The sequence below is a fragment of the Rurimicrobium arvi genome (assembly GCF_039540495.1).
Classification (GTDB): domain Bacteria; phylum Bacteroidota; class Bacteroidia; order Chitinophagales; family Chitinophagaceae; genus Rurimicrobium; species Rurimicrobium arvi.
The window spans coordinates 186707-213524 of the sequence record NZ_BAABEZ010000001.1; the positions used below are offsets into that span (position 1 = coordinate 186707).

The window sequence follows — 26818 nt, forward strand, 5'->3', positions numbered from 1 at the left end:
CACACTTAAATCAATCATCAATGAAGAAAGTTAAACTGTTAATTGCAGTAGGTATGATCACCGCTGCATTTTTTGTGATGCAATCGTCGGCTCCGCCTCCGCCTACGGTTTTTGACGTCAATCCGCAAGCATTAACCTTAAGGCAGACCCCGCCTCAGATAAACGATATCTGGGTCCAGAAGCTAATCAATCCTCCCGCAACCTACAATATGCGTTTGAGTATGGCATTGGATTCAAGCTATTGTTTTGAAACCATAACAGACACGCTGGACATTTATTGGGGAGATTCTGCAACACAGAAAATTACCTTCTTCGATAATGGTACAAATGCTGACAATGTACCTCATGATGGTATTTATTCAGCGTTCGTATTGGAGAATATTGCAAATTTCCGGTCCGAAATGATTGCCCGGGATGCTGCAATCACGGCCAATGGAGGATTTATTGAATTTACGGGTCATTCCGGCCAGCGTATTACGGAAATTGAACATTTCGATGTTGGTGTATTTGATGGAGGAACGCCAGCCAAAATTCCCTCCGGCATGTTTAAAGTGCGACTTTGCGAGACAATTAAACGCGAGAACTCCCTGTTTATAACCGATCTGTCTGTGGTTGCCAATATCGCACGAACTTATAACCCCGCAACGGCTACCGGAAATATAGATGGTAAATGGACATTCGGACAGATGTTTAAGAATATGACAGGCACCACCGGCATTCCGGTGAAAAACCTGCTGAAGTCTTGGGTAAAAAACTGGACCCAGGATATTACCGTCAATTATCAAACGGTGGAAAAGCGGGGTGATGTATTCGAATTGTTAATCGCTCCCTGGCTGAGGAAGGCGGGCGCAACGATTCCCGCGGGGGCCGAGAGTGCATCTAACTGGGACTGGGAGAGTGCCTGGGATCAAACCGCAGTAACCGGGGAAAATCTTTGTAAATACGCTCCATTTAAGCTTACCGCCATTGTCAATCGTATTGACCTGAAGGAGAATACACTATATTATCCTAGTATCCTCAATAGTGGGGAAACACGTTTTATATTCACGCTTATTGATTATTCGACGGGAAATGTTCCAAAGGCGATTGATCCTAATAGACCAGCTGGGGCCGCGAAAACCATCGACTTCGAAGGGTTCATTGATTGGGAAGGTATGAATGTGATTTTTGAGTATGGAAATGTGGAAACAACGCGCTGCGGTTTAAAATCCTTGGCGGAAAGATGGGTTCATTTAAGTGATTTGACTTTAGGGGGTAATGCTTATTTGGAAGCTTTAGAGGATATTACGGATGATGTAACGCTGGCTAATGCTGCTCCCGGCAGAGTAAACGGCAGTGCAGTTAATAGGATTAGAACTAATGAAAAAATCTTTTTCGAATCGGACTTTCCCCGAGTTAGTCCAGATCCCCACGAATTTACTCGTTGGACGCACTCTGATTGGGAATTCCGCCAATTTGAACTTGACGCTGCAACTGGACTTTTTAAGCAAGTTCCTGTTACGAATACTCCAAATAATTTCCTGAACAAGGCAATTACACTAAGTTGCGGAATAGAGTATTTTTTTGCCAGAGGAGTAGATTGGACTGGATGTATTTATGAGCGTGTCCCCGATGCCTCGTTTGAAGCCAGCGGGCGAAATCTCGCTGCATGGATGACTCACCCCGCTGTACGGGGCGGATTACTTCGTGGAAATCATAATCTTCCCAATACATATATGGGTTCGTTTCTGGCCGGAGGTGCAGGCTTGGTTGTAGGAGAATTTTCACATTATTGGTCACCCGCACTTAATGCGACTGGAGTTGGGTCTGCGCTTTATACAGATCCTGCCAAATGGGAATTAAGGCATCAGCTTTCGCTAAATACCTGTGAGGGCTGTCATAATGGAGAAACGAAGACAATCTTTACGCATATCAGGACAATGAGCAATGGTGAAACAGCTAATTACTGGCAATCTCCCACAACTCCTCCAAGTTCTCTTTTAAGATTCGTTGATAATTCTACCGAAGGTGAAGCCGATGTTCCTGTTAATGTTGAAACAAATTTATATCCAGACATGTCGGGAAAGCGATATTTTCAAAGCGTGTCTGCTTTCCTTACGGGGGTTGCTTACCGGGGAGTACAAGGTTCCCCAACATACCAGGACGATGATCCTTCAGATGCGGGGGACGATAATATGGAGGGTTTATTTTACGTCAATGATCCGAGCCACGCCTCTGCAAACCCGGCCAAGTTTGGCTATAACGATTTGCTCCGTCGTCGTGATATATTATGTGGTATCGCGAATGGCTCTTGTGGTATCTTCCGCATTATCGATATGGTTCAGGAAACCAAGCATGTTCCCCTTCCCTTAGGTGCTCACTAAATTTTTAAAAAATACTTTTATGAAAAAGCTATTATACAGTTTATTATTGCTGCTTTGCTGCAGCCCCGTTTTACAGGCACAATCTGTCAGTGCATGTACATTTGTTTTTCTGGATACTAATTACATCGTTACTTCCGGTGCGAATCCCGGCTCTATGCTGGACTTCCATGCCGAATCGGGCGGAGGGAAGCGTTTGATGCGACTTGTTGCAGATGCTGATGGTAAGGCTGCTTATAAATCGCAATCGCATATTGATGCGCGTATCGTCGCTAACGTGCAAAACGAGTTTACAGGTGCGGAAGGAAACAGACAGGTAGCTGTAATTGAAGAGAATACGTTTAGCGTCAGAGAGCTGCATCTGGACAATACTCTTGGAACCGGCACTTTAACCTGTAAGACAAGTGCTGCACAAAATGATGCATTCCGCCTTGTTTTGTTAGGGAGAAGTAAGGGGAATCCGGTATTTGTGAAAATTGCGGAAACACCGTTGCTTGTAACTGAAACAAATTTTAATTGGTACCGGGGCGAAGCTGCTGCAGAAGATGAATATAAGCTGGCAGTATACGCTAAAACAGGTGAGGAATATATTAGCTCCGCGGTTTTTGCCTTCGCTCAAAACGATAAATTTGTTATCTCTCCTAATCCGGTTTCAGATATACTTCGTATATCTGGTAAGTTTGAAGCTGATCACTATAGGCAATGGAGCATATTAGACGTTTCAGGGAAAGTTTTGCTTTCAGGAACCGATGTTTCCTGCCTTAAGGATAAGGGATTAAAAGTGGGTAGTTTACAGCCAGGCACCTATATTTTAAAACTGATGGGCAAAACCGACAGTAATCCATCTTTTTCGTTCGTTAAACAATAGGGAAATTCAATAAAAGGATGAGGAAGAAGTTTTTTAATTCTCATCCTTTTTTGTTTACCTTTGGCAGACTGTAAAGGAAAATTTAACGGTAAATATTTTTGAAAATGATAAAGAAGTTATTATTAACCCTATCGGCAGCCGGCATGTGCATGACCGCGAGTTATGCGCAATCGGCAGTGAATCCTTGCGGAACCGATGACATTTATCAGAGAATGGTAAAGGAGCATCCGGAAATTCTCATAAAGGATGCTCAATTGAAAGAGGAGATCGCAACGCGTATGAAGGAGATGGACCTCGGTTCGCTTGCCCGTACGACAGACGATGATGGCACCACTGTGTACCATGTGCCCCTGGTATTCCACATCATACACGATTATGGAGCAGAATATGTTACAGACGCTGAAATTCAGGCTTGTGTTGCGCGTATCAATACGATGTACAATAAGATGAATGCGGATACTGCAAGCGTACTGGCTCAGTACAAAGGTTTTATTCCGAACAGCAATAAGCGCTATATCGGTAATGCCCGGATCGTATGGCATCTCGCTACTAAAGACCCTTTGGGAAATCCTACAAATGGAGTGACGCGTCGTCGAAATTACATCACCAGAAACGGAGGAGACTTTGCGAAGTACGATCAGTGGCCTTCCAGCAACTATATGAACATCTGGCTGATATCTAAAATGAGCGCAGCCAATAACAGTGCTGCTGCTTATGCATATAAGCCTGCCACCGGAGATGTGATTCCTTATTACGATGGTGTAATCGGATTAGCTGAATATGTTAGCGAGGTATATTATACTTACTCCCATGAACTGGGACATGAGCTGAACCTGGATCATCCCTGGGGCGGAACCAACAACCCGAAAGTAGCCTGTGGCGATGATGAGGTAGAAGATACACCGCCTACGAAAGGTCATGATCCCGAAGGAGGTTGTTCTGACCTTGTTGATTTGTATGATGACTCCTGTCTGATCACTTATTTCCTGCCGGTTGCCAAGCTGCGTCTGGATTCCATCAAGCGCGCAGATAGCCCGGTGTACTCTCTTGCTGTGATGAAAGATACCTCTACTTCTAAAGGTATTACGTTCAAATGCCGTACCCGCACCCGTATCGACAGTCTGTCGTTCTACCCGAGTGCTGCGCTCGGTTCTACCTATATCATCGGTCTGAGCAAAAACGGAACATTGATAGATACACAACATGTAGTAACCACAGCGAAAGATACCGCACAGAAAGTAGCATGTAAATTCCGTTTGTTGACTGCCGATACCGCAACTAATTACAAATTGTTCTTTTTGCAGAATCCGGGAGCATGGCGCGACACATCATATACTGCATTGCGTACCTTCCCTAAAGGTCTGAACGGTACTTTCTGGTTGAAAAATGCCGATGATTACCAAACAGGTAATTACTATAATTTCTTCTACGGAATCAAGATCACTTACGGATTCTTCAAGATCTATGATAATGACTCCCTCGTAGACTATCCGGATACAACGAATGCGCAGAACGTAATGGACTACACTTATTGTTCCAAAATGTTTACGTACGGCCAGACACAGCGTATGCGTGCTGCCATCGTTTCTTCCACTGCTCATCGCGACAGCCTGATCACTCCGTACAACACAACTGTAAGAACAGGATGTTTCGATACACCGAACCTGAAACCGGTTGCTGAATTTTCAGTAGAAAGAGCTGCCACTTCAGGAGGTGTTCAGACAAGTGATAGAACTTACTTTATGTGTAAGGATGATGCTGCCAGCTATCTGTTCCGTTTCCAGAACCGTTCATGGCAGGCAACACCGACTTCTGTTGACTGGACGTTCACAAACAGTGCTTCAATAGGAGCCACTACCTCCAGCACAGGAACTGTGGCAACGAAATTTGCGGAAACAGGCTGGGCTACTGTTACAGCTACCGCTACAAATGCAAACGGAAGCAGCACTTTCTCCGACAGGGTATATGTTGCTGATCCTGCTACAAAAGATCCTATCGGATACTTCCAGGAATTCAGAGATACAACAGAGAATAAAAACTGGCCTATATTCAACTATTATAATAACCGCTACCAATGGGAGTGGGTAAATTATAACGGCTATTGGGATCAGTACTGTATCCGTTACCACTCTTTCGATAACCGTACCGCATTGAAAGACGTGATTGTAGGAGACCCGAGCGGAGACTATGACGACTTCTTCTCCCCTGCATTTGATCTCAGCAATCTGGGTACAAACGGTAACCTTAACTTTATGTATGCCGGTGCTTATGCAACTACTAACCCTGCGTACATGAAAGACAGTATGGAAATCGCTTACAGTACAGATTGCGGTGGAACCTGGAAAACCTTGTACAAAATGGGTGGCGCTAAAATGCAAACTGTAGGAACTGTTCCGATCACTACCGGCGAATATTTCCCTGTGTACAACGATTGGAAACCGATGAGCATCAATCTCGTATCCGGAACTACCAAAATCCGTGACACGCGTGTATTCTTCCGCTTCCGTTACAAACCATCTTCACGTGTGTTCGCGTTTACAACTACAAGCGGTATGTATGCTTCAGGTAACAACTTCTACATGGATCGCATTAACATCAGCAACAACCCGCTGAGCGTAAATGAAATGGCCCTGGGTTCTAAACTGGCTTCTGTTGCACCAAACCCAACTCAGTCGAATGCATTTGTGCTGTTCAGCAAACCAAATGCCAACGTGCATGTTGCGGTAATGGATATCACTGGTAAACTCGTTTACAGCATCGATCAGAAAATTGATAACAGCAACGGACGTATCGAGATCCCTGCATCTGCTATCGCTGTAAAAGGAATGTATATGGTACATATCACAGGTGATAACGAACTGAACCAGACAGAGAAACTGGTGGTTTACTAGCAGATCGTTTTAGTAAGTTTATCTAATCAATAAAAACGGGCGCGCTTCGCAGGAAGCGCGCCCGTTTGCATTTTGTCCGTTATCGTAAACTGTGTGGTGCATAAAAAAGCGGCGGAACCATCTCTGGCTCCGCCGCAATATCCGGAAGCATTCAAGCCGGCAATTATTGAACGATCGTTCCTACGGGTTTGCCGTTTACGACATCCAGCAGATTGCGCGGTTTGTTCATATCGAATACAATGATCGGAAGTTTATTTTCCTGGCATAAGGTAAAGGCTGTCATATCCATAACCTTCAGCTCTTTGCTGATCGCTTCCGAAAAGGAGAGTGCATCATAGCGGGTAGCGGTCTTATCTTTTTCAGGATCGGCCGTATAAATACCATCCACACGCGTACCCTTCAGGATCACATCTGCCTGGATCTCTACCGCACGCAATGCGCCGGCTGTATCCGTGGTAAAATAAGGGTTTCCGGTACCTGCAGCAAAAATCACCACACGGTCTTTCTCCAGGTGGCGGATAGCACGGCGACGGATATAGGGTTCCGCAATCTGCTCCATTTTGATGGCACTCATCAGGCGCGTTTTTACGCCGGATTTTTCCAGCGACGCCTGCAGCGCCATACCATTGATCACGGTAGCCAGCATGCCCATATAATCGCCCTGAGCCCGTTCGATTCCGGTTTCGCTTTCGTTCATGCCGCGATAGATATTACCACCGCCGATTACAACAGATACCTGTACGCCCAGCTCTACAATTGCTTTAATATCATCTGCATATTGCGCCAGCATTTTCGGATCAAGCCCGAAATTCCGGTCGCCCATGAGCGATTCTCCGGAGAGTTTTAATAATATTCTTTTATACTTCGGTATCATAATGTGCTAAGGAAAGAGAAGGGTTAGGCAAATGGCATTTTGACAACAACAGCCTTCAGCGCTTTGTCGCGAACCTGAACAAATACTTCGGAGCCTTCATTGCTCAGCTCTTTGGTAACATAGCCCATGCCGATTGCTTTACCGAGGGTAGGAGACTGCGTTCCTGATGTCACCACGCCAATCTCTTTACCATCTGCATCGATGATTTTGTAGCCATGACGAGGGATACCTTTATCCACCATTTCGAATCCTACCAGCTTGCGGCTCACACCGTTGTTTTTCTGTGCTTCGAGTGCAGCGCTGTTGGTAAATTCTTTGGAGAATTTAGTGATCCATCCGAGGCCTGCTTCCAGCGGGGATGTGGTATCATCGATATCGTTTCCGTACAGGCAGAATCCTTTTTCGAGGCGCAAAGTATCGCGTGCTGCGAGTCCTATCGGTTTCAGGCCCTGAGGTCCGCCTACGCGGAAAATCTCGTTCCAGATCTTGGCCGCATTATCGTCTTTATCTTCAAAGTAAATTTCAACGCCACCTGCGCCCGTATAGCCGGTAGCACTCACAATCACGTTGTCTATGCCTGCAAAACGACCTTTGGCAAAGGTGTAATATTTCAGGTTGGTGATGTCCATATCGGTAAGCTCCTGCATATATTTCACTGCATTCGGACCCTGAACTGCCAGGAGACCTGTGCGGTCTGAAATGTTCTGCATTTCCACACCTTCCGTGTTGAATGAGCTGATCCAGTTCCAGTCTTTTTCGATGTTGGAAGCATTTACTACCAGCATATAGGTTTTGTTTGCTTCGATGCAATACACCAGCAGATCGTCCACAATACCACCATCTTTATTGGGCAGGCAGGAGTACTGCGCTTTTCCGTCGCTGAGCTTGGACGCATCATTTGAAGTAACGCGCTGAATCAGATCTAATGCCTTTTCGCCTTTCAGGATAAATTCGCCCATGTGGCTTACGTCGAACACACCGGCATTATTGCGCACAGCATGATGTTCTTCGTTGATGCCTGAATAAGAGATCGGCATGTTATACCCTGCAAACTCAGCCATTTTGGCGCCGAGAGCAATGTGGGTAGCAGTAAATGGCGTGTTTTTCATTATTATTTGTTGAACAGATTTTGGAACGACTTTTTGTGCGCAAATATACCTTTTGCAAACGATAAATGCAGTATCACCGACGGAGAGAAATTTCGGATGTCCGCCGCCGGCGTTTTTCGCGGCACTTGGCAATCAGACAAAAGGCAATTTGTTCCGTTATCAAAGGCATTAGTCTGCATTAGTTCTGTCAATAAAAAAGAGCCTGTCTGTAAAAGACAAGCTCTTTGTAATATAGATCAGTCGATAACTGCTATGGGAAGATACCCAGTTGTTCGTAAGCAACACCCACTTTATTGATCGCTACAACAAACGCTGCAGTACGCAGGTCGGCTGCACCGGAAGACATCAATGCTTCGCGGATCTCATGATAAGAACCGATCATTGTATCTTCCAGACCAGAGTAAACCAGGTCTACTTCGTCCGGACCATGCATGATCTGACGACGCTCAGCATCACCCAGTTTCTTACCGATCATAGATTCGAAAGAATTCAGGATAGAGGCGTTCTGGTTTTCGCTGAAGCGTTTGTCCAGACGGCCAAAACGTACGTGGCTCAGGTTTTTCAACCATTCGAAATAAGAAACGGTTACACCACCTGCATTCAGGTACATATCCGGAACAACAATCACACCTTTGGCATTCAATACCGCATCTGCATCCGGAGTCAATGGTCCGTTTGCACCTTCACCGATGATTTTTGCTTTGATGCGTGGAGCGTTTTCTCCTGTGATCACAGCTTCCAGAGCTGCAGGGATCAGGATATCACAATCCACTTCAAGTGTATCAGCATTATTTTTGATATCGGTAGCACCCGGGAATCCGAGGATGGAGCCAGTGGATTTACGGTGCGCCATAACATCTTCGAGGTTCAGACCTTTTTCGCTGTAGATACCGCCTTCAAATTCTGCGAGACCTACCAGGATAGCGCCTGCTTCTGCGAAGAATTTCGCTGCATGGTATCCTACGTTACCCAGACCCTGAACAACAACGCGTTTGCCTTCGATGCCCGGAGTAAGTCCTACTTTCTTCATATCATCCGCAACGTTCACCACTTCGCGTACACCGTAGAAGATACCCAGACCGGTTGCTTCCGTACGGCCGGTAACACCGCCCTGACTTACCGGTTTACCGGTAACACAGCCCAGAGCATTGATATCGCCGGGGTTCAGTGTAGCGAATGTGTCCGCGATCCAGCTCATTTCACGTGCACCTGTTCCGTAGTCGGGAGCAGGAACGTCGATGCCGGCACCGATGAAGTTTTTCTTCACCAGTTCTGTTGCATAACGACGGGTGATTTTTTCCAGTTCAAACGGAGTGTATTTTTTAGGATCAATTTTGATACCACCTTTTGCACCACCGAAAGGAACGTTTACGATCGCACATTTATATGTCATCAAAGCTGCCAGCGCCATTACTTCGTCCTGGTTCACATCCATGCTGTAACGGATACCGCCTTTACAAGGCAGTTTGTGATGGGAGTGTTGTACACGATAAGCCTCAATTACTTCTACATTGTCCCCGATACGTACCGGAAACTTCATGCGATAAACGGAGTTACAAGCTTTGATCTGCTCGAGGATGCCTTTTTCAAAACGAGTGTAAACCGCAGCTTTATCGAAGTTGCGTTCAACACCCTGGAAAAAACTATAAGTTCCGGACATGTTTAACTGTTTTTGATTTGTTTAAGATGTTACTTTTTCGTTTCTAATTTTTTAATCTTCCTTTCCAGGTACAACAGGAACGCGAAAATTCCTGCAAATATAGTCGCTAATACAAAAACCACAACGTATATTTTACCATTGCTGCGCATATCGCTGGCCATTTCCTGGGCTTTTGCCGGAAGGCTGATGATCAACAACAGCAAAAGAGATAATAAGGTGCTATATTTTTTCATACTAATCTGATATAGATTGATTATTAGTCGTTCATAAGATCCATTTCCCGCTCGAGATGCGCGTCGGTCAGTGCCCGTACACGAACGAGCAGATTGTTCATCCAGAAGCCCAGCAGGATCCATCCGAAAACGGCGGGATAGAACACGAGCCGCATCCGGTGGTCGAGATCATAATTGCTGAATGCCGGGTTACCTCCGTTCCCGGGATGCAGTGATGCCACCATGCGGGGCAATACAAAGATGAGCGGGATCAGCAGCGCGAAGATGAAAATATTGTAAACCGCACTGATCTTTGCGCGTTTGTCAGCATCTTTCATGCCGCTGCGCAGGATCCAGTAGGCAAAATAAGTAAGCATGCTGATGGCCGTACACAATTGTTTCGGATCATTGCTCCAGGCCGCGCCCCAGGTGTATTGCGCCCATTCCATGCCGGTGATCATACCCAGCACACTGAAGAAAATGCCGGTATAAGCAAATGACGAAGCGAGGTTATCATACACCGGGTTAAAGGTGCGCAGGTACCTCACGGAATAAATGGCGGAGGCGGCGAATAACACAATCATCGTAAACCACATCGGTACGTGGAAATACAAATTGCGAATTGTTTCGTTGAGAATATCCCGTGCGGGAACTCCGGCGAGTAAGCCCGCGAAGAGCACATAGAAAAGTATCGGAATCGAGACCAGTTTCCACCAGCTTAGGCGCATAAAAACTGAAAATTTTGCCAAAGGTAATGGATAATCGCTTGTCTGCACGATAGGGGCTAAGATTATTCTCCCGATCGCATCAGTGGTACATGCATCTTATGTCCGTCGGCCTGCTGTACCACCAGGAAATACATTCCGGCGGGCAGATTGCCGCGCATGGTCCAGTCGAACTCGTTTGCTCCGCTGAATTGTTCTTTCGCGATCGCACGCCCCGCAGCGTCCATCAGCAGCAATTGCACACTGCCGGATGGTGTGCCGGCCAGCCGGATATGAATGCGGTCGCTGAACGGATTGGGGTATACCGTTACTGCCACCGGCGCTGCCGTTTCCCGGATGCTGTTTGGTCGTTCATCAACGGTAACGCACAATTCGGCTGATCCGCAAAAGCGATCGGTAACCATGACGCAGTAGGTGCCGGCTCCCAGCGAATCCGGGTTCTGCCAGCCGGCGGAATATCCGGCCGGACCCGTCCAGGAGAAGGTGTAAGGAGCATTGCCGCCTGTCACAAGCAGGATGATCTTCCCGTTCTTCTTACCCGCACCGGCCGGGGAAACGGTTGCTGTAAGATTAGCGCCGCTGGCGGATGAAGCAGCGATAAGCAGCGCAAAAAGGAATAAAATATTGTTCATAGCAAAAGCAGTTTAAAACGTGATTTCCTGTGCCGATTCCTGCATTACAGATTCAAACGACCGGGGATTTGTACTGTTCAGACTTTGCGCCGGAATCAGGTATGTTTTCCCGCTGTCATGGTCCTCAACCAGGACGACAGTGGTCGCTGTACTTTTTCTGAGCTTTTTCAGCTGGTTTCGTTTCGCATCGTAACGGTATGCACTGCCGTATGCGTCCACCAATGCAACGCTGCCATTATTGTAAATGACTGAAAAGCAGGTGTCGAAAGGGCAGGGTATCGGGGCGGCAACAGACCATTTCAATCCATCCCAACGGCAAACACGCAATTGGCGATTGTTGCATACCGTCATGATCAGGTGATTGCTGTCCGGGGCATTCAGATCGAAATAAGTGCCGGTCAATACGTTGTTGTCGCGGAGCAGCTGTTCCCAGGGTTCGTTGGGAGCTATCACCGGTTGTACAAAAGAAGCCTCTGCCCATGCGGCGATATCCCAGTCCGGCCGGCTTTTACGCCAGTTCCGCAAATCTATTTTACGGATGGCATCATAGCGGCTGTTATTACTGTTCAGTATCCAGTTGATCGTGATCAGTTGATCGCCTCTCAGGCTGAAGCAAAGCGGATTTTGCGGATCTTCTGTACTGCGGCCTGCCGGTATCAGCAGATCGTCGGCTTCTGCAAACCGGCGTTTTGTGTCCGCCGAATGCATATGAGCCAGCTGCGTTTCCTCATCCACCGTAAAATAAAAGAAGCGTCCGTTGTCAACAATCACTTTACGCTCCGGCTGTTGTGCAGCAGCAGAGAGGCATAATGCCAGCAACCCGGATAATAATATGTTGCGTTTGCGGTTCAGCACGGTTAAAAAGTTGAGATGGTTTCAGACAGGTCATCCAGGCTCATGTCGTTCGTAAAATTGTAGGATCCTGCGGAGCGCTGCACGCCCCATCCGTCGAAAGCCCTGGTCTTTATATCACTCAGAGAGCTGAAGGTCATGCCGTAGCAGGCATCGTAATAAACACCGTCGAATTTCGTGATCTGGTGATTGTTGAAAAAGGAAGAAGGGTTTTTGTTGCACTGACCGTCGACACCCGACTGGTCCGTTACATCGGCCGTCGTGAATACATATCCCGTTGCGGTTATATAACTTCCGCTGTAGGTATTCCGGTAAGGGAAGGAAGGGCATGCCGCCGAATCAGATTTGCTGCTAAATTTCCAGTTCTTTACCAGGAAGCGGTTGATCGTTCCGCCGCAGGGGGCACTGATTGTTTTTGGGGTGATATACACATAGTTGTTGGTGCGCGTCACTCCCTGCATTTTCATAAGTGAAGCGAACAATTGCGCAAACGTGTAGCATTGCGCGTTCCTGTATTTCAGCAACAATGGCAATGTGGTATTGGAAGTATTGAATGTTTTGTAATAGTGCAGCGAATCACCTTTATAATTGAGTACGATCTGATCGGTGAATTCGTTCCAGCATTTTTTGATGATGCCGGTATCCGTGCGCTCACCCTTCGCATTTTTACAGCTCAACTCCAGCAAGGTGTGGAAATATTTAAAATTAGCTGTTTCGGCAAGGGGCATGGATCTTGTCACATAGATCTTATGATCCGTGGTATCTGCCCGGAACCAGGAAGCCCCGCGGTCGAAGGAAATTTCCCAGTAAATAGAGAAGGGAGCATAATAGTTGACGATACCGGCGGTGAACATTTTGGAAGCCGGGGCGGGAGGGTACGTGCAGGTAAAATAACCTGCAGCAGCGCTTAAGGCTACAGTTTGCGGCGGAAAATTGATTGTGTCGTTTCCGAGTCCGCGTATAGTCAGCGAATCGGGAGCCACGGAGCAATTGAACCGGAATTGGGCATTGGCATACATGGTGGTACCACTTACAAATCCTGCCGGTTCCCGCAACCCCGTATTGCGCCAGTGTGCGGTGCTGTAAACCGTTTGGAGAGAGTCCTCACGGATGGCAATTGAGCCGGGGCCGGAGAACTTTACCTCCGTGGTTTCAAACCGGTATTGGAAATCCTGAGCCAACCCTTTCGTACCCATTGCACAGGCACAAACGAGGAGCAGCGAATAAAGCCGTCTCATGCGCAATATTGTTTTTTGTGAATTTACATAATAAAAAAACAACAAGCAACATGGCGGCGCAATTCTTATCAAACAGGCTTCAGTCCCAGTTCGGCAGCCTTTTGTATCATGAACGCGTAAGCATCGTCATAATTATTGGGCACTTCACCGTCCAGTATGGCTTCGCGGACAGCTGTTTTGATCAGTCCTACTTCGCGGCAGGGCGACAGACCGAATACTTTCATCACCACATCACCACCGATCGGAGGTTGCCAGTTCCGGATTTTGTCGCTTTCTTCCACTTCCTGCAGGCGCTTTTTCACCAGCGCGAAATTGTCGAGATAGCGACGCACTTTGAACTTGTTTTTAGAAGTAATGTCGCTTTCACAAAGGATCATCAGATCTTCCAGGTCATCACCCGCATCAAACAGCAGTCTGCGCATGGCCGAGTCTGTTATCTCTTCTTTAGTAAGGCTGATCGGGCGCAGGTGCAGTGCCACGAGTTTGCCTACATACTTCAGCGGTTCGGTCATGGGTAGTTTCAGGTTACGGAAAATACCCGTGCACATTTTTTGTCCCAGAGCATCATGCCCGTGAAAGGTCCATCCGTGCTGAGGTTCGAAGCGCTTTGTAGCCGGTTTGGCGATATCGTGCAGGATGGCTGCCCAGCGCAGCCAGAGTTTGTCGCTACGGTAAGCTACGTTATCGAGTACCTGCAGCGTGTGGTAGAAATTGTCTTTGTGTCCCTTTCCTTCGATTATTTCCACGCCTGCAAGTGCTATCATCTGCGGGAAGAATATTTCCAGCAATCCGCTTTTGTACAGCAGGTCGAATCCGATGGAAGGTTTTTTGGATTGTATGATTTTATTGAGTTCGGTTGTGATGCGTTCCTGCGATACAATAGACAGCCGGTTGCGGTTCCTGTGGATGGCCGCAAAAGTGTCCGGATGGATCGTAAACTGTAATTGTGCGGCGAACCTGATCGCACGCATCATGCGCAACGGATCATCTGAAAAAGTCTGATCCGGCTCTAATGGCGTCCTGATCAGCTTCTGCTCCATGTCCATAATACCGTTGAACGGATCTATCAGACTGCCGAAGTTGCTGCGGCGCAGGCTCACGGCCATTGCGTTGATCGTGAAATCGCGTCGGTTCTGGTCGTCCTGTAAAGTCCCCTCGCTCACTTTTGGTTTTCGGGAATGAGCTGCATAAGATTCTTTACGGGCGCCGACAAATTCTATTTCAAAGCCTTGGGGAAGCTTTACCTGTGCAGTTCCGAAATTTTTAAACAAAGTAACTTTAAGAGCGGGTGAGAAGCTTTCTGCGAAGGCCTGGGCAAGCGCCATTCCGTCGCCGATACACATGATATCTGCGTCTTTACTGCTGCGTCCAAGAAACTTGTCTCTCACGAAGCCTCCTATCAGGTAGGCATCCGTGTTCAGTTTTTCGGCGGCTGCGGCCACCCTTTCCAGCAGGTTTCTTTCTTCCTTGGAGCACGTAATATCCATACGGGCGCAAATATACGCAAACGGCGGAAGGGCAGGGAGAGCGGTGCCCTGTCCGGATAACAATTCATTAGGTTACGCCGATGTTACCCGTCTGCTCTTAACGACAAAATAACCGCAGACAGGGATTTCCCACGTTATTTTTGAGCAACAAACACACAACCACTATGAATAAAACAGTACTTCTTATTGCTTTTGCGCTTTGCGCAGGAACGCAGGTTAAAGCGCAAAACCCTTTCGGGTTCCAGCACTATGGCGAGGCAGGCGCCGCAACGGCACGGCCGCAGCAGGCCTCTGCTTCGGAGAACAGTATAGCAAAAATCACGTTCTTTGAACCGGACAATACCCACGATTTCGGAACGATACCGGAAGGACCGGATGTTACTTATGAATTTAAATTTCATAATACGGGGAAAGCACCCCTGATCATCTCGAATGCAAATGCCAATTGCGGATGCACATCACCGATCTTTTCCAAGGAACCTATATTGCCCGGAGAAAAAGGCACTATTTCTGTTACATATCATACTGAAAATCATCCCGGTAATTTCGAGAAGTTCGTTTATGTAACCTCTAATTCCGATGGACAGAGCCAGGTGCAGCTGCGTATCAAGGGCATAGTACTGCGGAAGCAACAATAACCTTAATAAATATTGCTTTAACGCCCAAATAACAGAAATAGACAGGCAGTTAATTATTTTTGTAGACATTAAACACTTTTGAAACCAGATCCTTATGAAAAAAGCAATCTTTTCAGCAGCTTTCATTCTTATAGCAGGCGCATCTGCATATGCACAAAAAGCAGTTGTTACCCCTGATGCTCCCGCAAAACCATTGACGAACGCACCCGCACCGGAAGTAAAACAGCATCCGGAAGATATGTTCTTTAAATATCCGTTGCACGATTTCGGAACCATCCAGGAAGGTCCTCAGGCGGAGCATGAATTTGAATTTGAAAACAAAGGAAAGGAACCGCTGATCATTTCCAATGTAAGCGCATCCTGCGGCTGTACCACACCTTCTTATTCCAAAGAGCCGGTGCTGCCGGGCAAAAAGGGAGTGATCAAGGCTGTTTACAATACTCAGGGTCGCGTGTCTCCTTTTACCAAAACGATTACCGTTAACACTAACTTCGGTGTTAAGGTGCTTACGATCAAAGGAGAGGTAGAAAAAGCTCCTTCAGGTTCGCTGCCTCAGAACAACTCGATGATCAAAACAAACTAGTACACCTCTTTAAGTAACACATAATAAAAAACGAAAAATAGCAAATGAAAAAAGTAATCTTATCCCTGTGCTTCGCTATCGGTATGGCGGGTGTGGCAAACGCTCAGAATCCTGTTGCCGCTCCGGCTGGTGCAACGGTAGACAAAAATGCCCCGAAATTCCAGTTTGTTGACAAAAACGATACATACGACTTCGGAAAAATTCCGGAAGGCCCGGTTGCGGAGCACGTATTCGTGTTTAAAAACACAGGTAAAAAGCCATTGATCATCAGCAATGCAAACGCATCCTGCGGCTGTACCACACCGGAGTGGAATAAAGAACCGATCGCTCCCGGAAAAACCGGAAAGATCACTGTTCGTTATAATACTCAGGGACGTGTAGGACCGATCGCAAAATCCGTATACATCACTTCAAACGCTGCTCCGGTTGACGGAAAAGAGCGTTATGAATTGTACATCAAAGGAGAAGTGGTTCCCGCTGCCGCTCCTGATGCAGGAAAGTAAAAAAATACCGCATAGAAGAAAAACCGGAGTTCACGCTCCGGTTTTTTTATTGCCCGTCTCTTATATATTCTTTCAAACGCTATATTTTTGTGCCCTTAAGCAGGAAAGGTTTTAAAATGATTTACCTGCCATTTATGGCATCATTTTTGTTTGATGAATAGACTGAAAATGAGAATTATGAAATCCGGCGGATTTATGCTCGGTGCTGTTTTGCTCGGGATATCCTTACAGGCAACGGCGCAGTCGCGTATTTACGTGAACGAATACCTTAATATCGGAGTGGGGGCACGCGGGCTTGCGATGGGCGGCGCCCAGACCGCTTCTGTGAGCGATGTTACCAGCGGTTACTGGAACCCCGCAGCGCTGGTCCGTATTGAAGACCAGTTTCAGGTAGGCGCTATGCACGCAGAATACTTTTCAGGAAATGCTAAATACGATTTCCTCTCGGTTGCTATGCCTGCAAAAGACCATAAGCGCTGTTTCGGGTTTTCGTTCCTGCGGTTTGCGACAGACGATATTCCGTACACAATAGACTACATTCAGCCGGATGGCTCCTTTGACGAATCTAAGCTGAAATCTATTTCTGCCGGGGATTACGCGGGCCTGCTCTCCTACGCGCAACAACTCAGGATTTTCAAAAATCAGGAAATACAGACCAGTATCGGAGCAAACGCAAAGATCATTTACCGGAATATAGGTTCTATGGCCAATGCCTGGGGTGGGGGCGCCGATCTCGGCTTCCAGATGCGTTATCGTCGCTGGAGCTTCGGACTCGCTGCAAAAGATGTGACGACCACCTATACCACCTGGAGCTTTAATCTGACGGATAAGGAGAAGCAGGTGTTTGGCGAGACGGGTAACGAAATTCCCGTAAAATCATACGAAGTGATGAATCCCCGTTTCAATTTCGGAGCGGGTTATGAATTCTTCAAACCGAAATCCAAATTCCAGCTGCTCACGGAGGTCAACGCAGATCTCACTACAGACGGTAAACGATCGGTGCTGATAAAAGGCAAAAACCTGAGTGTGGATCCGCGCTTCGGACTCGAAGCTTCTTACAACAGGATGATTTTCTTCCGCCTCGGCGTATGCAATATCCAGAAAGTGCTGGATGATAAAGACACAGCCAATAAACGCGGCTATACGTTGTTCCAGCCTTCGTTTGGTGTGGGACTTAAGTTCGGCGCTTTTGTGGCCGATTATGCTTACACCAGTCTGCAGACACAAAGCAATCCGCTGTACTCACATATTATTTCGGTTCGGCTGGACATCAGCAAGAAGCGCGGTCAGCAAAGCGATGCTGCCGCACAATAACTATTGAATAAATAAAAAGGAATTTTTCATGCGACGTTTTTTTACGCTGATACCCTACCTGCTTCCGGTCTTTCTTTTTTCCGCTTATGCTGCATCCGCACAATATGGCAATGAATGGATCGATTTCAGCAAAACCTACTGGAAGTTCCGGGTAGGGAAAGAAGGCATTTGTAAAATCACAAAGGCAGACCTGGATGCCGCAGGGATACCCGCATCGGCAAACGGCAGCGAATTCCTGGTTTTCCGGGATGGGAAAGAAGTTCCTTTATACGTAACGGCAACCGGCGCATTCTCCTCCGGCGATTACATTGCATTTTATGCGCAGCCGAATACCGGTCTGTTAGACGAGCCTTTGTATCTCCAGGCATCGAAACATGTGAACCCGAATGTGAGTCTGTTTGACGATACCGCGGCATATTTTCTTACCATCGATAACAGCTCGCTGCACAAACGGCTTACGCTGATGAGCACGGCAATACCTCCCGCACCACCTACCCCTCTTGCCTATTGTTACGTGACAATTTCCGACAACCGGCGCCAGGAATTCTGGAATGGTAAAACAAACGCGCCTATTGATTATTCTTCAACCTTGATCACACCTCTTTACTCGTCCCAGTTCGACCAGGGCGAGGGGTATGTGGTGCAGAATTTCCTGAGCACCGTCGCCGCCAGTATTCCTGTGGCTACTCCTGATTTTTACGGCGACGCTTCGCTGATTGCAAAGGTGAAAAGTGCAGTTATTGCCCAGGCGCGGGATTCCGTTCACAAGCTTACCGTGGCGTTTAACGGAACGAATCGCTTTTCAGTTAATTACGGCGTTACAGACGCGGCGCAGGTAAGTTTTGATGTGCCTGCCAACAGCCTCTCCGCATCTAACACCCTTACTTTTACACACACGGAGACCGGACTTTCAGACAATTATGGTTATGGATACTGGAGTGTAACTTATCCCCATACCTGGAACTTCAATGCAAAGAATTTCGCGCATCTGAATATTCCCGCATCCGGTACCAATCAGTATATAGAAGTTATCGGATTTGATCACGGAGGCGTTTCTCCCCTGTTGTTCGATATCACAAACGGCAAAAGTTATACCGGCGATATCAGTGTCTCCGGCAAGACGCGTTTTTATATAGACGCTTCGCTTATGGAGGCGGAATGTGTGCTGTGGTCGCAAAGCAGTACGGCCCTTTTCAGTCCGGTATATGCAGGTCAGCGGAATTTTACCGACTATTCGCAGGCTTCGAATCAGGGCGATTACATCATCATTGCGCATAATAATCTCAGGAAGACGTATGCGGGAAAAGACCAGTTGCAGGAATATATACGTTATCGTAATTCTGCTGCAGGTGGCGGGCACGCTGTCGTCGCAGCCGACATCGAAGAGTTATATGACCAGTTTGCCTGGGGTATTTTCACACACCCTTCCGCTATCGTTCACTTTGCAGATTATGCGTTGAAGAACTGGACGACCCGGCCGGAAAATATCCTGCTTTTAGGTAAAGGGGTGATCTATCCTGTATTTCAGTCGTTTCGTAACACACCTTCTGTTTCGTCTTTGTTCGAATCGATCGTACCTACATTCGGATCGCCCGGTTCGGACGTAGCGTTTGTAATGGACCGGAGCAACTGGCACATGAAGATGAACATCGGCCGCTTGTGCGTGCGCAATGCCGGTGAACTGGCTACCTATCTGAATAAACTGACAACTTACGAAGCAGCATTGGCTCCGGCGGCTTTTCCGACGCCTGCGACCGAGTTCTGGAAAAAGCAGGTGTTGCAGATCGCCGGTGGAGACGGGCTGGGAGCCGCCGGTTTGCAATCGACGGTTTTGCTGCCATGCCTGTATACCTGCGCGGAGATCATAAAACGTCCGATGGCCGGGGCAACAGTGACCACTATTGCAAAAAACACAAAAGGATTACCCACCACTGCCGAGGATAAGGTAGTCGACAGTCTCATTACGGGAGGACTTTCGCTGATTACGTATTACGGACACGGAAGCTCCACTTCAATGGACTACAATATCAAAGACCCGTCTAATTTTAATTCCGCACCTAAGATCCCGGTATTCACAGCTTTCGGATGTGATATTTCTTCGATCTTCCGCAGCAATACGGACAGAACCATTACAGAAGTATACATTGCAGCCCCGTCCAGTGGCTCTATAGCTGCATTCGCATCGAACAACCAGGGATACACCAACATCCACAGTGCATACATTCCCGTTATGTATACCAAAATGGGCAGCGATAATTATGCACAGAGTATCGGTACGCAGATACATGCCACGCATGACAGCTTCATGAATACGGTTCCTTACGTTGCCGGCACCACATCGTTTGCGCTTACACATATGGAATCGCTGATCCTCCAGGGAGATCCTGCCACACGTATCGCTAACGCGAGCTTCAAACCGGATTTTTATCTTGGAGCTGAATATATTTCAACCAATCCTGCAGCTATTACCACGGCAATGGATTCGTTCCAGATCAACCTGTCTGCCTACAATATCGGGGAAGTGACATCGGATACGGTACTGATTAAAGTGGAGCATACGGACGCTTCCGGAACCACCACCGTGAATCGCATTATCCGGCTGAATATGCGCACCGCGATTGAAAAAATGAGTTTCTGGATTGCGATCGATAAAACGCGTGATCTGGGCGTGAACAAATATCGTTTCACTATCGACTATGACGGCCGCTTTGACGAAATATCGGAAGCAAACAATACAGCGTCCATCGACGTGCTGATTCTTTCCGATGCGGTAGTACCGGTATATCCTTATAACTTCAGTATCGTACATAAAGATGCGGTTACACTGAAGGCATCCACACTGAATCCGTTCAAAAAGCTTACCAGATACCGCATCGAAATCGACACGACGGAATTATTCAACAGTCCGCAAAAGCGCTTTACAACGATAGACAGTAAAGGGGGTGTGATTAAATGGTCACCGGGTATCACACTTACCGACAGCGTGGTGTATTACTGGCGATCGAGCATCGACAGCAGCGCCAACAATGGCATATTCTCCTGGTCGAACAGTTCTTTTATTTATTTGAAAAATGGCAGCGACGGCTGGAATCAATCGCACTACTTCCAATACAAATACAACAACTACGATTCGCTGGTGTACCGGCCTGACCGCACATTCTCGTATCCTTCCTCCACCATACAGATACGCAGTAAGAATACGGTGATGGAATTGCCACCGCCTTACAATACTTACTCCACATCCGACAATAACCGGGTGTACTGGCAGGGAGTGGATATCCAACGGAATGATTGTTACAACGCCGGAACGATACAGATTTTAGTGTTCGACAGTACTGCCGGACGGCCCTGGGACAACTATACCGGTAAGCAGGGAAGTGTGCCGCCCTGTTTTGGCACTGTAAACCACCAGGCTTTCAACTTCCCGATCAATACTGCAGCGTCGCGGGATAATGCGCGCCGTTTCCTCGACAGTATTCCCAATGGTAACTACATCCTGATCCGTAACAATATCAAATACATCGTATGGGGCGGCTATTATGTAGATACCTGGATGAACGACACGCTTACCTATGGATCGGGCAACTCGCTGTATCATGCATTGCGTAAGCTCGGCTTCGATCAGATCGACTCTTTCAACAGGCTGCGTGTCTTTTCAATGATTTGCCAGAAGGGTGTCAGTTCGTTTCCTGTGCAACAGGATTTTGCGGAGGGTATTAACGATATCCTGGACAAATATTACACCTTCAATATCACATACACGACAGGCCGCATGAACAGTGTGGTGGTGGGTCCTGCTTCAAAATGGAACACATTGCTTTGGGATGCTTATGCGCTCATCGATACCACGGCGGCTACAGATACCAGCAATGTCCGGATCACGGGCATCAACGCTGCGGGAACAGAAACACAATTGTACGAAGGACCCGACCGCACGAAGGACCTTTCTTTCATTGATGCTTCGGTGTATCCTAAGCTAAAGTTGCAGTGGTCATCCACCGATACGTTCTACCACACGGCGCCACAGCTGAAATACTGGCGTGTATTGCATGCACCGGTACCCGAGGCTGCGCTGAATCCTGCAGTATACTACACCAATACGGATAGTATTAATGTGGGAGAACAGGTGCAGTTCGGAACAGCGATTGAGAATCTTACCGAAATACCGATGGACAGCATGCTTGTCCGCTACCGTGTGATCGACCGGAATGGTGTGAGCCGCTTACTGGGTGATGTACGTTACAGGGATATGAAAACGGAAGCGGATACGATACAATTGCGTTACAGCTTCGATCCGAAATCTTTCCCTGGCGCCAACTACCTGTTCGTCGAAGCCAACCCTTCCGACGACCAGCCTGAGCAATACCACCCGAACAACCTTGGCTACATTCCGTTCTACACAAAAGTGGACGAATATAATCCGCTCATGGATGTTACTTTCGACGGGTACCATATCCTCGATAGGGACATCGTCTCATCGAAGCCGTTTATCAAAGTATTGCTGCGCGATGAAAATAAATACCTGGCATTGAACGATACCTCCACAATGAAACTGTTTGTGCGGTATCCTTCCGATGCGCCGGGTGTTCGCCGGAGAATTCCTTACGATGGCTCCGTTTGTAAATTTGTCCCCGCAGATATGAGCACTTCGAAAAACGAAGCACATATCGAGTACAGACCTTCTTACACGGAAGACGGTATCTATCAGCTGTATGCTTCCGGTTCAGATGCTTCCGGCAATGAAGCGGGACAGGGCAATGATTACAGCATCAGCTTTGAAGTAGTGAACAAATCCACGATCACCCAGCTCCTCAATTATCCGAATCCATTCTCTACGTCAACTGCCTTTGTATTTACACTTACCGGTTCGGAAATTCCGACCCAGTTCAAAATACAGATACTCACCGTTACGGGTAAAGTGGTACGTGAGATCACACGGCAGGAGATCGGGCCCATTCATATCGGGCGCAATATCACGGAATATAAATGGGACGGCCGTGATCAGTACGGACAATTGCTCGGTAATGGCGTATATCTGTACCGTTTTGTGACAAACATTAACGGACAGGATCTGGAGCGCCGCAGCAGCGGGGCCGATAAGTTCTTTAAGAACGGCTACGCCAAAATGTACCTCATGCGCTAGGGGCGGCAGTGCAGCAGTAAATGTGTTGCCTCCAGATCTGAGATCAGCTTGCGGGTGAATACGGATGCTCCCAGGGCGTTCAGGTGTGTGCTGTTCATGAAATATTGCTTATTGCTGCACATCGTATCTGAGGCGTAGTCCAGGAAAGGTATTGCGTATTCTTTGCTGAATCTGCGGTATAAGGCAATCATCGCCTCACGGTTCTTTACCTTTTGCTGACCCACCGGATGAACCGGTGTGTGCACAAAGATGAGCGGAATATTGTCTGCGCGGCACGATTCGATAAAACTGCGGAAGCGATGCAGACTAATGCTGTCCGGATGTACCACATACGGTTGCAGCGTGTCGAGTACCTGGTCCACATTTCTATCCCAGTGCATATCCCGGCCGTAAAAGCCTTTCCTGCGATCAGGTACATTGCGCTCCGGGTGCAACCTGTCTTTGATCAGTCGTATGATGAGCTCCTGTTCTCCCACGTAGCGCAGCAGCGGGAGCTTATAATCGTAATCAGAAAATCCGGAATAATGTTTTGTCGCTTCACTGAGTATGGGGTCTTTCAGGTAGGCGATAAACTGGGTGTGATTGAACAGATCGGCGCGCATCTGCAACGACTCGTAGTCCAGGGAGAAGATGATGAGTCGCGGCTTTTGATTGTGCTGACGATAGATCCTGTAGCGGGCTTCTTCAAGGATGAAATTATGACCCATCATACCCAGGTTATAGCAGCTGCATCCGCTTGCCTGTTCAATGGCGGAGACATCGATATGCGTGGCGGCGCGTGAAGAGCCGCATACAAGGATATCAGCACTGGCTTTACCACTGTAAATGTCATTCCATACGGATGCATCATCATACCTTAGTTTTTTCATGCCCGCGTCCAGGAATCGATCCAGCGAGACGACCGCAATAAATACGATCGCGACGAACAGCAGCAGACGGATATGGAATGAACGCATGAGATCAGAATTGGAAATAGATAAATTGGCGGCTGCGGTTCGCAAACAAAAACAACGCGGCGAGTATCAGTAAGTATATCAGCCAGCGAACGGTGCGCGGCATTTGCTTTGGCATTGCTTCCAGTGCATAGCGCTGTGTTCTGTTCATCCATTCCGTCGCTATCAGTACAGACAACAGACCCAGCAATGTCATACCAACCGAAGTGCGCCAGAACAGTAAAGCCTGTTTAAAAATGTCTCCCGATAATGTGGCGCGTGCTATTGTTTTCAGATAGTTGCCTGCATCGTGCAGCGAAGTGGTCCGGAATACAATCAACGCAAGGGTACACAACAGAAAGGTGGCAATTATGGAGAGGAAGTCTTTCAGTGACGGAAACAGTTTTCCCGCCGCAACTATATGGCTGTCTGTTTTCTTATCCCAGCCAAGGAAAATGCCCGGCAGCATAAAAAAGCCATGCAGTCCGCCCCAGAATATCCTGTTGAAGCTTGCCCCGTGCCAGAATCCGCTCAGCAGAAACACTATGAATACATTCCTTGCTTTCTTCCATTTACCCTCACGTCCCCCTCCTAAAGGGATATAAACGTAATCCCGGAACCAGGACGAAAGTGAGATATGCCAGCGCGTCCAGAATTCGGAGATGCTGCGGGAGAAGTAAGGATAGGAAAAGTTTTGCAGCAGTTCTATCCCGAACAAACGCGCTGTGCCCAGCGCAATATCCGAGTAGCCTGAAAAATCGCCGTATACCTCAAACATAAAGCAGATGGCCGCCACGAGTAGGGCGCCGCCGTCGTATTGCTGGTAATGGTTGAAGACCATGGAAGAGTATTGTGCGCAGTTGTCTGCGATCAATACTTTTTTAAATAATCCCCAGAGTATTTGCCGTAGCCCGTCTGCTGCCTTCTCTGTGCTCCAGCGGCGGGGCTGCGCTACCTGCGGCAGCAGGTGGGTAGCGCGTTCTATAGGGCCGGCTACCAGCAATGGAAAGAAGCTTACAAATAAGGAATAGTCCACCACATTGCGGGTAGGATTTATTTTGCCCCGGTAAATGTCAAATACGTACGAAAGACCATGAAAGGTATAGAACGAAATACCTACCGGCAATATGATCTGCAGCACCGGAAAATGCGCCTGCAGTCCGAATGTCCCGAGCAGCGACGCAAACGACTCCGCGAAGAAATTATAGTATTTGAAAAAAGCGAGAAAGCCTACGTTCACCACCACACTGATGCACAGCCAGATCTTCTTTGCATTCTGATTTCCTGCATCGGATATTTTCAGTCCGGTAAAATAATCAAGGAAAGTAGAGAAGGCCAGCAGCAGCAGAAAACGCGGATCCCAGCTGCCATAGAAGTAGTAGCTCGCGATCAGCAGCAGGATATTCTGTATGCGCACCTGTCTGCGGCAGGCAAACCAGTACAGCGCATAAACAACAGGCAGGAAAAATGCGAAGTCGACAGAATTAAACAACATAATAATGGTGCCGGATTGCCCTGTGTGGTGAGGTCTATGGTTGGGGAGGGAAACAGCCCTGCCCGCAAGGTAATCATTATTTTTTCGCTTTTGCTTTTTCCCAGGCGAGTGCGGAGTAAGCCACATTGCGGTAGCTGTAGATGCCTTCTTCCTGGTTGCCCATTTTCAGATACAGGTCGAACAGCATACTGCTGCAATCGTCCAGCCATGTGTGGAAATGCTCGTCCCTTTTTTTCAGAACATCGATACGGTTGAGGGTGCCCTGGTTCAATTGCAGTTTCAGGCGTGTGGCGATATTGCTGTCGATACGGCGGACTTTACGGTGCGTGTACAGCCAGATATTGAAGTAGGCGGAGAAGCGTGCATGATCACTTCCGTTTTCCACGCAGGCGATATAGGCCATCAGGTTTGCATCATCTTCAGCAGCGATGCCGGTTTGGTGGGCCATTTCGTGCGCCACCACGAAGGGCAACATAAAATCAGGTTCGTGCGCATTTACCTGTGCTTCCCCGGTAAACGGGTTATAATAGCCCGACACACCCCAATAAGCAAGTCCTTCGCCCAATAAGCTGGGTTTGACAGAAACGCGCATCGGACGCTGCATCGATAAATAAGTGCCGGAAAGCTCCCGGCTGCATTGCGCTGCATCTGTTTTCCGGAACAGAGGTTCATAATGGTTGAGCCTGCCGATCAGGACGGAATCGAAAGCAATCAGTTCTTCATTGCTGATCTCATGCAGGTCGGGTAGGGAAAGGCTTTTGCTGAGCTTAGGCTGTTCGTACAAAATACCCCAGAGTATGGTGATCAGCAGATAAAATGCAAGCGTGATCCGCGCAAGCGATATAAAGGCAAGCAACCAGGAGCGGTCTTTTTGTTTCAGGCGTAGAAAGCGTATGAGCTTCCACAGGAGCCACGCGATCATTATTGCATACAGAACATCTCCGACGCTGAAAGGAATACGGCCCAGCAGGAAACAGCGGAAGCGTTGCAGCGGGATGAATATACTGCCGGCGAAAGGTATGGCTATGTAGGCGGTTGTCCATTGCAGGAGGAGCACGGCAAACAGCGTTGCGAGGGTGATCGATAATTGCCTTATCAGCAGGGCTTTCCGGGTCATGCAGCAAGTTAGGATGAAGCGCGGAAAAATTTTTTTCAAAAAAGTTTGTTTAATCAGAATCAGTGCATTACCTTTGCACTCCCTGAATGCCCAGGTGGCGAAATTGGTAGACGCACTGTGTTCAGGTCGCAGCGCCTGCAAGGGTGTGCTGGTTCGAATCCAGTCCTGGGCACCTAGAAGCCTTG

At 47.7% G+C, this 26818-nt stretch carries 20 protein-coding genes and 1 tRNA gene; 9 read left to right on the forward strand and 12 right to left on the reverse strand.

Translation table 11 applies throughout. The annotated features are described in order from the left end of the window. Positions 1-20 precede the first annotated feature (20 nt). The 3 genes from ABD846_RS00815 (at position 21) to ABD846_RS00825 (ending at position 6119) form a co-directional block, all read left to right on the forward strand. Positions 21-2363: a hypothetical protein gene (locus ABD846_RS00815; protein ID WP_344821693.1), complete on the forward strand. Its 2343-nt coding sequence runs from the start codon at positions 21-23 to the stop codon at positions 2361-2363. A gap of 19 nt (positions 2364-2382) precedes the next feature. Continuing rightward, entirely contained in the window at positions 2383-3228 is an 846-nt protein-coding gene (locus ABD846_RS00820) for a T9SS type A sorting domain-containing protein (protein ID WP_344821695.1), read from the forward strand. Positions 3229-3332: 104 nt separating this feature from the next. Beyond that, positions 3333-6119, forward strand: a complete 2787-nt coding sequence (locus ABD846_RS00825; protein WP_344821697.1) for a zinc-dependent metalloprotease — start codon at positions 3333-3335, stop codon at positions 6117-6119. Positions 6120-6282: 163 nt separating this feature from the next. Here the strand turns inward: ABD846_RS00825 and pyrH are convergent, their stop codons facing one another. From pyrH to ABD846_RS00870, 9 genes are all read right to left on the reverse strand, one after another. Further along, a complete protein-coding gene (pyrH, locus tag ABD846_RS00830; protein ID WP_344821699.1) occupies positions 6283-6993 on the reverse strand; it encodes a UMP kinase in 711 nt (236 codons plus the stop codon). 23 nt (positions 6994-7016) lie between these two features. Then, positions 7017-8102, reverse strand: coding sequence for a glycine cleavage system aminomethyltransferase GcvT (gene gcvT / locus ABD846_RS00835; protein WP_344821701.1), 1086 nt, complete (start codon positions 8100-8102; stop codon positions 7017-7019). A gap of 250 nt (positions 8103-8352) precedes the next feature. Next, the gene (locus ABD846_RS00840; RefSeq protein WP_344821703.1) at positions 8353-9762 is read right to left on the reverse strand and encodes a Glu/Leu/Phe/Val family dehydrogenase; all 1410 of its coding nucleotides are present in this window, start codon (positions 9760-9762) and stop codon (positions 8353-8355) included. A gap of 29 nt (positions 9763-9791) precedes the next feature. Continuing rightward, on the reverse strand, positions 9792-9995 hold the full coding sequence (locus tag ABD846_RS00845) for a CcmD family protein (protein ID WP_344821705.1): 204 nt from the start codon (positions 9993-9995) through the stop codon (positions 9792-9794). A 23-nt stretch (positions 9996-10018) separates the two neighbouring features. Then, entirely contained in the window at positions 10019-10702 is a 684-nt protein-coding gene (gene ccsA, locus ABD846_RS00850) for a cytochrome c biogenesis protein CcsA (RefSeq protein WP_344821707.1), read from the reverse strand. A 62-nt stretch (positions 10703-10764) separates the two neighbouring features. Further along, the gene (locus ABD846_RS00855; protein ID WP_344821709.1) at positions 10765-11331 is read right to left on the reverse strand and encodes a T9SS type A sorting domain-containing protein; all 567 of its coding nucleotides are present in this window, start codon (positions 11329-11331) and stop codon (positions 10765-10767) included. 12 nt (positions 11332-11343) lie between these two features. Further along, the gene (locus tag ABD846_RS00860; RefSeq protein ID WP_344821711.1) at positions 11344-12186 is read right to left on the reverse strand and encodes a hypothetical protein; all 843 of its coding nucleotides are present in this window, start codon (positions 12184-12186) and stop codon (positions 11344-11346) included. Positions 12187-12188: 2 nt separating this feature from the next. Then, positions 12189-13421, reverse strand: a complete 1233-nt coding sequence (locus ABD846_RS00865) for a hypothetical protein (protein WP_344821713.1) — start codon at positions 13419-13421, stop codon at positions 12189-12191. Positions 13422-13489: 68 nt separating this feature from the next. Then, positions 13490-14908: a CCA tRNA nucleotidyltransferase gene (locus ABD846_RS00870; RefSeq protein ID WP_344821715.1), complete on the reverse strand. Its 1419-nt coding sequence runs from the start codon at positions 14906-14908 to the stop codon at positions 13490-13492. A 164-nt stretch (positions 14909-15072) separates the two neighbouring features. On the opposite strand from ABD846_RS00870, the gene ABD846_RS00875 reads away from it, so the two are divergent. The 5 genes from ABD846_RS00875 to porU2 all read left to right on the forward strand — a co-directional run bounded on the left by ABD846_RS00875 (position 15073) and on the right by porU2 (position 23089). Further along, positions 15073-15546 (forward strand): DUF1573 domain-containing protein, encoded by a 474-nt coding sequence (locus ABD846_RS00875; RefSeq protein ID WP_344821717.1) that lies wholly within the window; start codon positions 15073-15075, stop codon positions 15544-15546. A gap of 94 nt (positions 15547-15640) precedes the next feature. Further along, positions 15641-16129 carry a DUF1573 domain-containing protein gene (locus tag ABD846_RS00880; protein ID WP_344821719.1) on the forward strand — a complete coding sequence of 163 codons (489 nt, stop codon included), beginning with the start codon at positions 15641-15643 and terminating at the stop codon, positions 16127-16129. 44 nt (positions 16130-16173) lie between these two features. Beyond that, complete coding sequence (locus ABD846_RS00885; RefSeq protein WP_344821721.1) at positions 16174-16632, forward strand: DUF1573 domain-containing protein; 459 nt, start codon at positions 16174-16176, stop codon at positions 16630-16632. A gap of 168 nt (positions 16633-16800) precedes the next feature. After that, positions 16801-17946: a putative type IX sorting system protein PorV2 gene (locus ABD846_RS00890; RefSeq protein ID WP_344821723.1), complete on the forward strand. Its 1146-nt coding sequence runs from the start codon at positions 16801-16803 to the stop codon at positions 17944-17946. Between the two features lie 28 nt (positions 17947-17974). Continuing rightward, complete coding sequence (porU2, locus tag ABD846_RS00895; protein ID WP_344821725.1) at positions 17975-23089, forward strand: putative type IX secretion system sortase PorU2; 5115 nt, start codon at positions 17975-17977, stop codon at positions 23087-23089. Here porU2 and ABD846_RS00900 read toward each other — a convergent pair. From ABD846_RS00900 to ABD846_RS00910, 3 genes are all read right to left on the reverse strand, one after another. After that, a complete protein-coding gene (locus ABD846_RS00900; protein WP_344821727.1) occupies positions 23086-24045 on the reverse strand; it encodes an SGNH/GDSL hydrolase family protein in 960 nt (319 codons plus the stop codon). The genes porU2 and ABD846_RS00900 overlap by 4 nt on opposite strands. A 4-nt stretch (positions 24046-24049) precedes the next feature. Continuing rightward, entirely contained in the window at positions 24050-25516 is a 1467-nt protein-coding gene (locus ABD846_RS00905; protein ID WP_344821729.1) for an MBOAT family O-acyltransferase, read from the reverse strand. A 76-nt stretch (positions 25517-25592) separates the two neighbouring features. Then, positions 25593-26633, reverse strand: coding sequence for a DUF3810 domain-containing protein (locus tag ABD846_RS00910; protein ID WP_344821731.1), 1041 nt, complete (start codon positions 26631-26633; stop codon positions 25593-25595). Between the two features lie 88 nt (positions 26634-26721). Between ABD846_RS00910 and ABD846_RS00915 the strand changes: the two genes are divergently transcribed. After that, positions 26722-26805, forward strand: a tRNA-Leu gene (locus tag ABD846_RS00915). The last annotated feature ends 13 nt before the right edge of the window (positions 26806-26818 follow it).

Excerpts from the sequence above, each read along its gene's own strand:
- ABD846_RS00840 (WP_344821703.1), bottom strand. The coding sequence starts at position 9,762 with ATGTCCGGAACTTATAGTTTTTTCCAGGGTGTTGAACGCAACTTCGAT.
- ABD846_RS00890 (WP_344821723.1), top strand. The coding sequence starts at position 16,801 with ATGAGAATTATGAAATCCGGCGGATTTATGCTCGGTGCTGTTTTGCTC.
- ABD846_RS00905 (WP_344821729.1), bottom strand. The coding sequence starts at position 25,516 with ATGTTGTTTAATTCTGTCGACTTCGCATTTTTCCTGCCTGTTGTTTAT.
- ABD846_RS00865 (WP_344821713.1), bottom strand. The coding sequence starts at position 13,421 with ATGAGACGGCTTTATTCGCTGCTCCTCGTTTGTGCCTGTGCAATGGGT.
- ABD846_RS00875 (WP_344821717.1), top strand. The coding sequence starts at position 15,073 with ATGAATAAAACAGTACTTCTTATTGCTTTTGCGCTTTGCGCAGGAACG.
- ABD846_RS00880 (WP_344821719.1), top strand. The coding sequence starts at position 15,641 with ATGAAAAAAGCAATCTTTTCAGCAGCTTTCATTCTTATAGCAGGCGCA.
- ABD846_RS00870 (WP_344821715.1), bottom strand. The coding sequence starts at position 14,908 with ATGGATATTACGTGCTCCAAGGAAGAAAGAAACCTGCTGGAAAGGGTG.
- ABD846_RS00855 (WP_344821709.1), bottom strand. The coding sequence starts at position 11,331 with ATGAACAATATTTTATTCCTTTTTGCGCTGCTTATCGCTGCTTCATCC.
- ABD846_RS00900 (WP_344821727.1), bottom strand. The coding sequence starts at position 24,045 with ATGCGTTCATTCCATATCCGTCTGCTGCTGTTCGTCGCGATCGTATTT.
- ABD846_RS00885 (WP_344821721.1), top strand. The coding sequence starts at position 16,174 with ATGAAAAAAGTAATCTTATCCCTGTGCTTCGCTATCGGTATGGCGGGT.
- ABD846_RS00825 (WP_344821697.1), top strand. The coding sequence starts at position 3,333 with ATGATAAAGAAGTTATTATTAACCCTATCGGCAGCCGGCATGTGCATG.
- porU2 (WP_344821725.1), top strand. The coding sequence starts at position 17,975 with ATGCGACGTTTTTTTACGCTGATACCCTACCTGCTTCCGGTCTTTCTT.
- ABD846_RS00845 (WP_344821705.1), bottom strand. The coding sequence starts at position 9,995 with ATGAAAAAATATAGCACCTTATTATCTCTTTTGCTGTTGTTGATCATC.
- ABD846_RS00815 (WP_344821693.1), top strand. The coding sequence starts at position 21 with ATGAAGAAAGTTAAACTGTTAATTGCAGTAGGTATGATCACCGCTGCA.
- ABD846_RS00910 (WP_344821731.1), bottom strand. The coding sequence starts at position 26,633 with ATGACCCGGAAAGCCCTGCTGATAAGGCAATTATCGATCACCCTCGCA.
- pyrH (WP_344821699.1), bottom strand. The coding sequence starts at position 6,993 with ATGATACCGAAGTATAAAAGAATATTATTAAAACTCTCCGGAGAATCG.
- ccsA (WP_344821707.1), bottom strand. The coding sequence starts at position 10,702 with ATGCGCCTAAGCTGGTGGAAACTGGTCTCGATTCCGATACTTTTCTAT.
- ABD846_RS00820 (WP_344821695.1), top strand. The coding sequence starts at position 2,383 with ATGAAAAAGCTATTATACAGTTTATTATTGCTGCTTTGCTGCAGCCCC.
- gcvT (WP_344821701.1), bottom strand. The coding sequence starts at position 8,102 with ATGAAAAACACGCCATTTACTGCTACCCACATTGCTCTCGGCGCCAAA.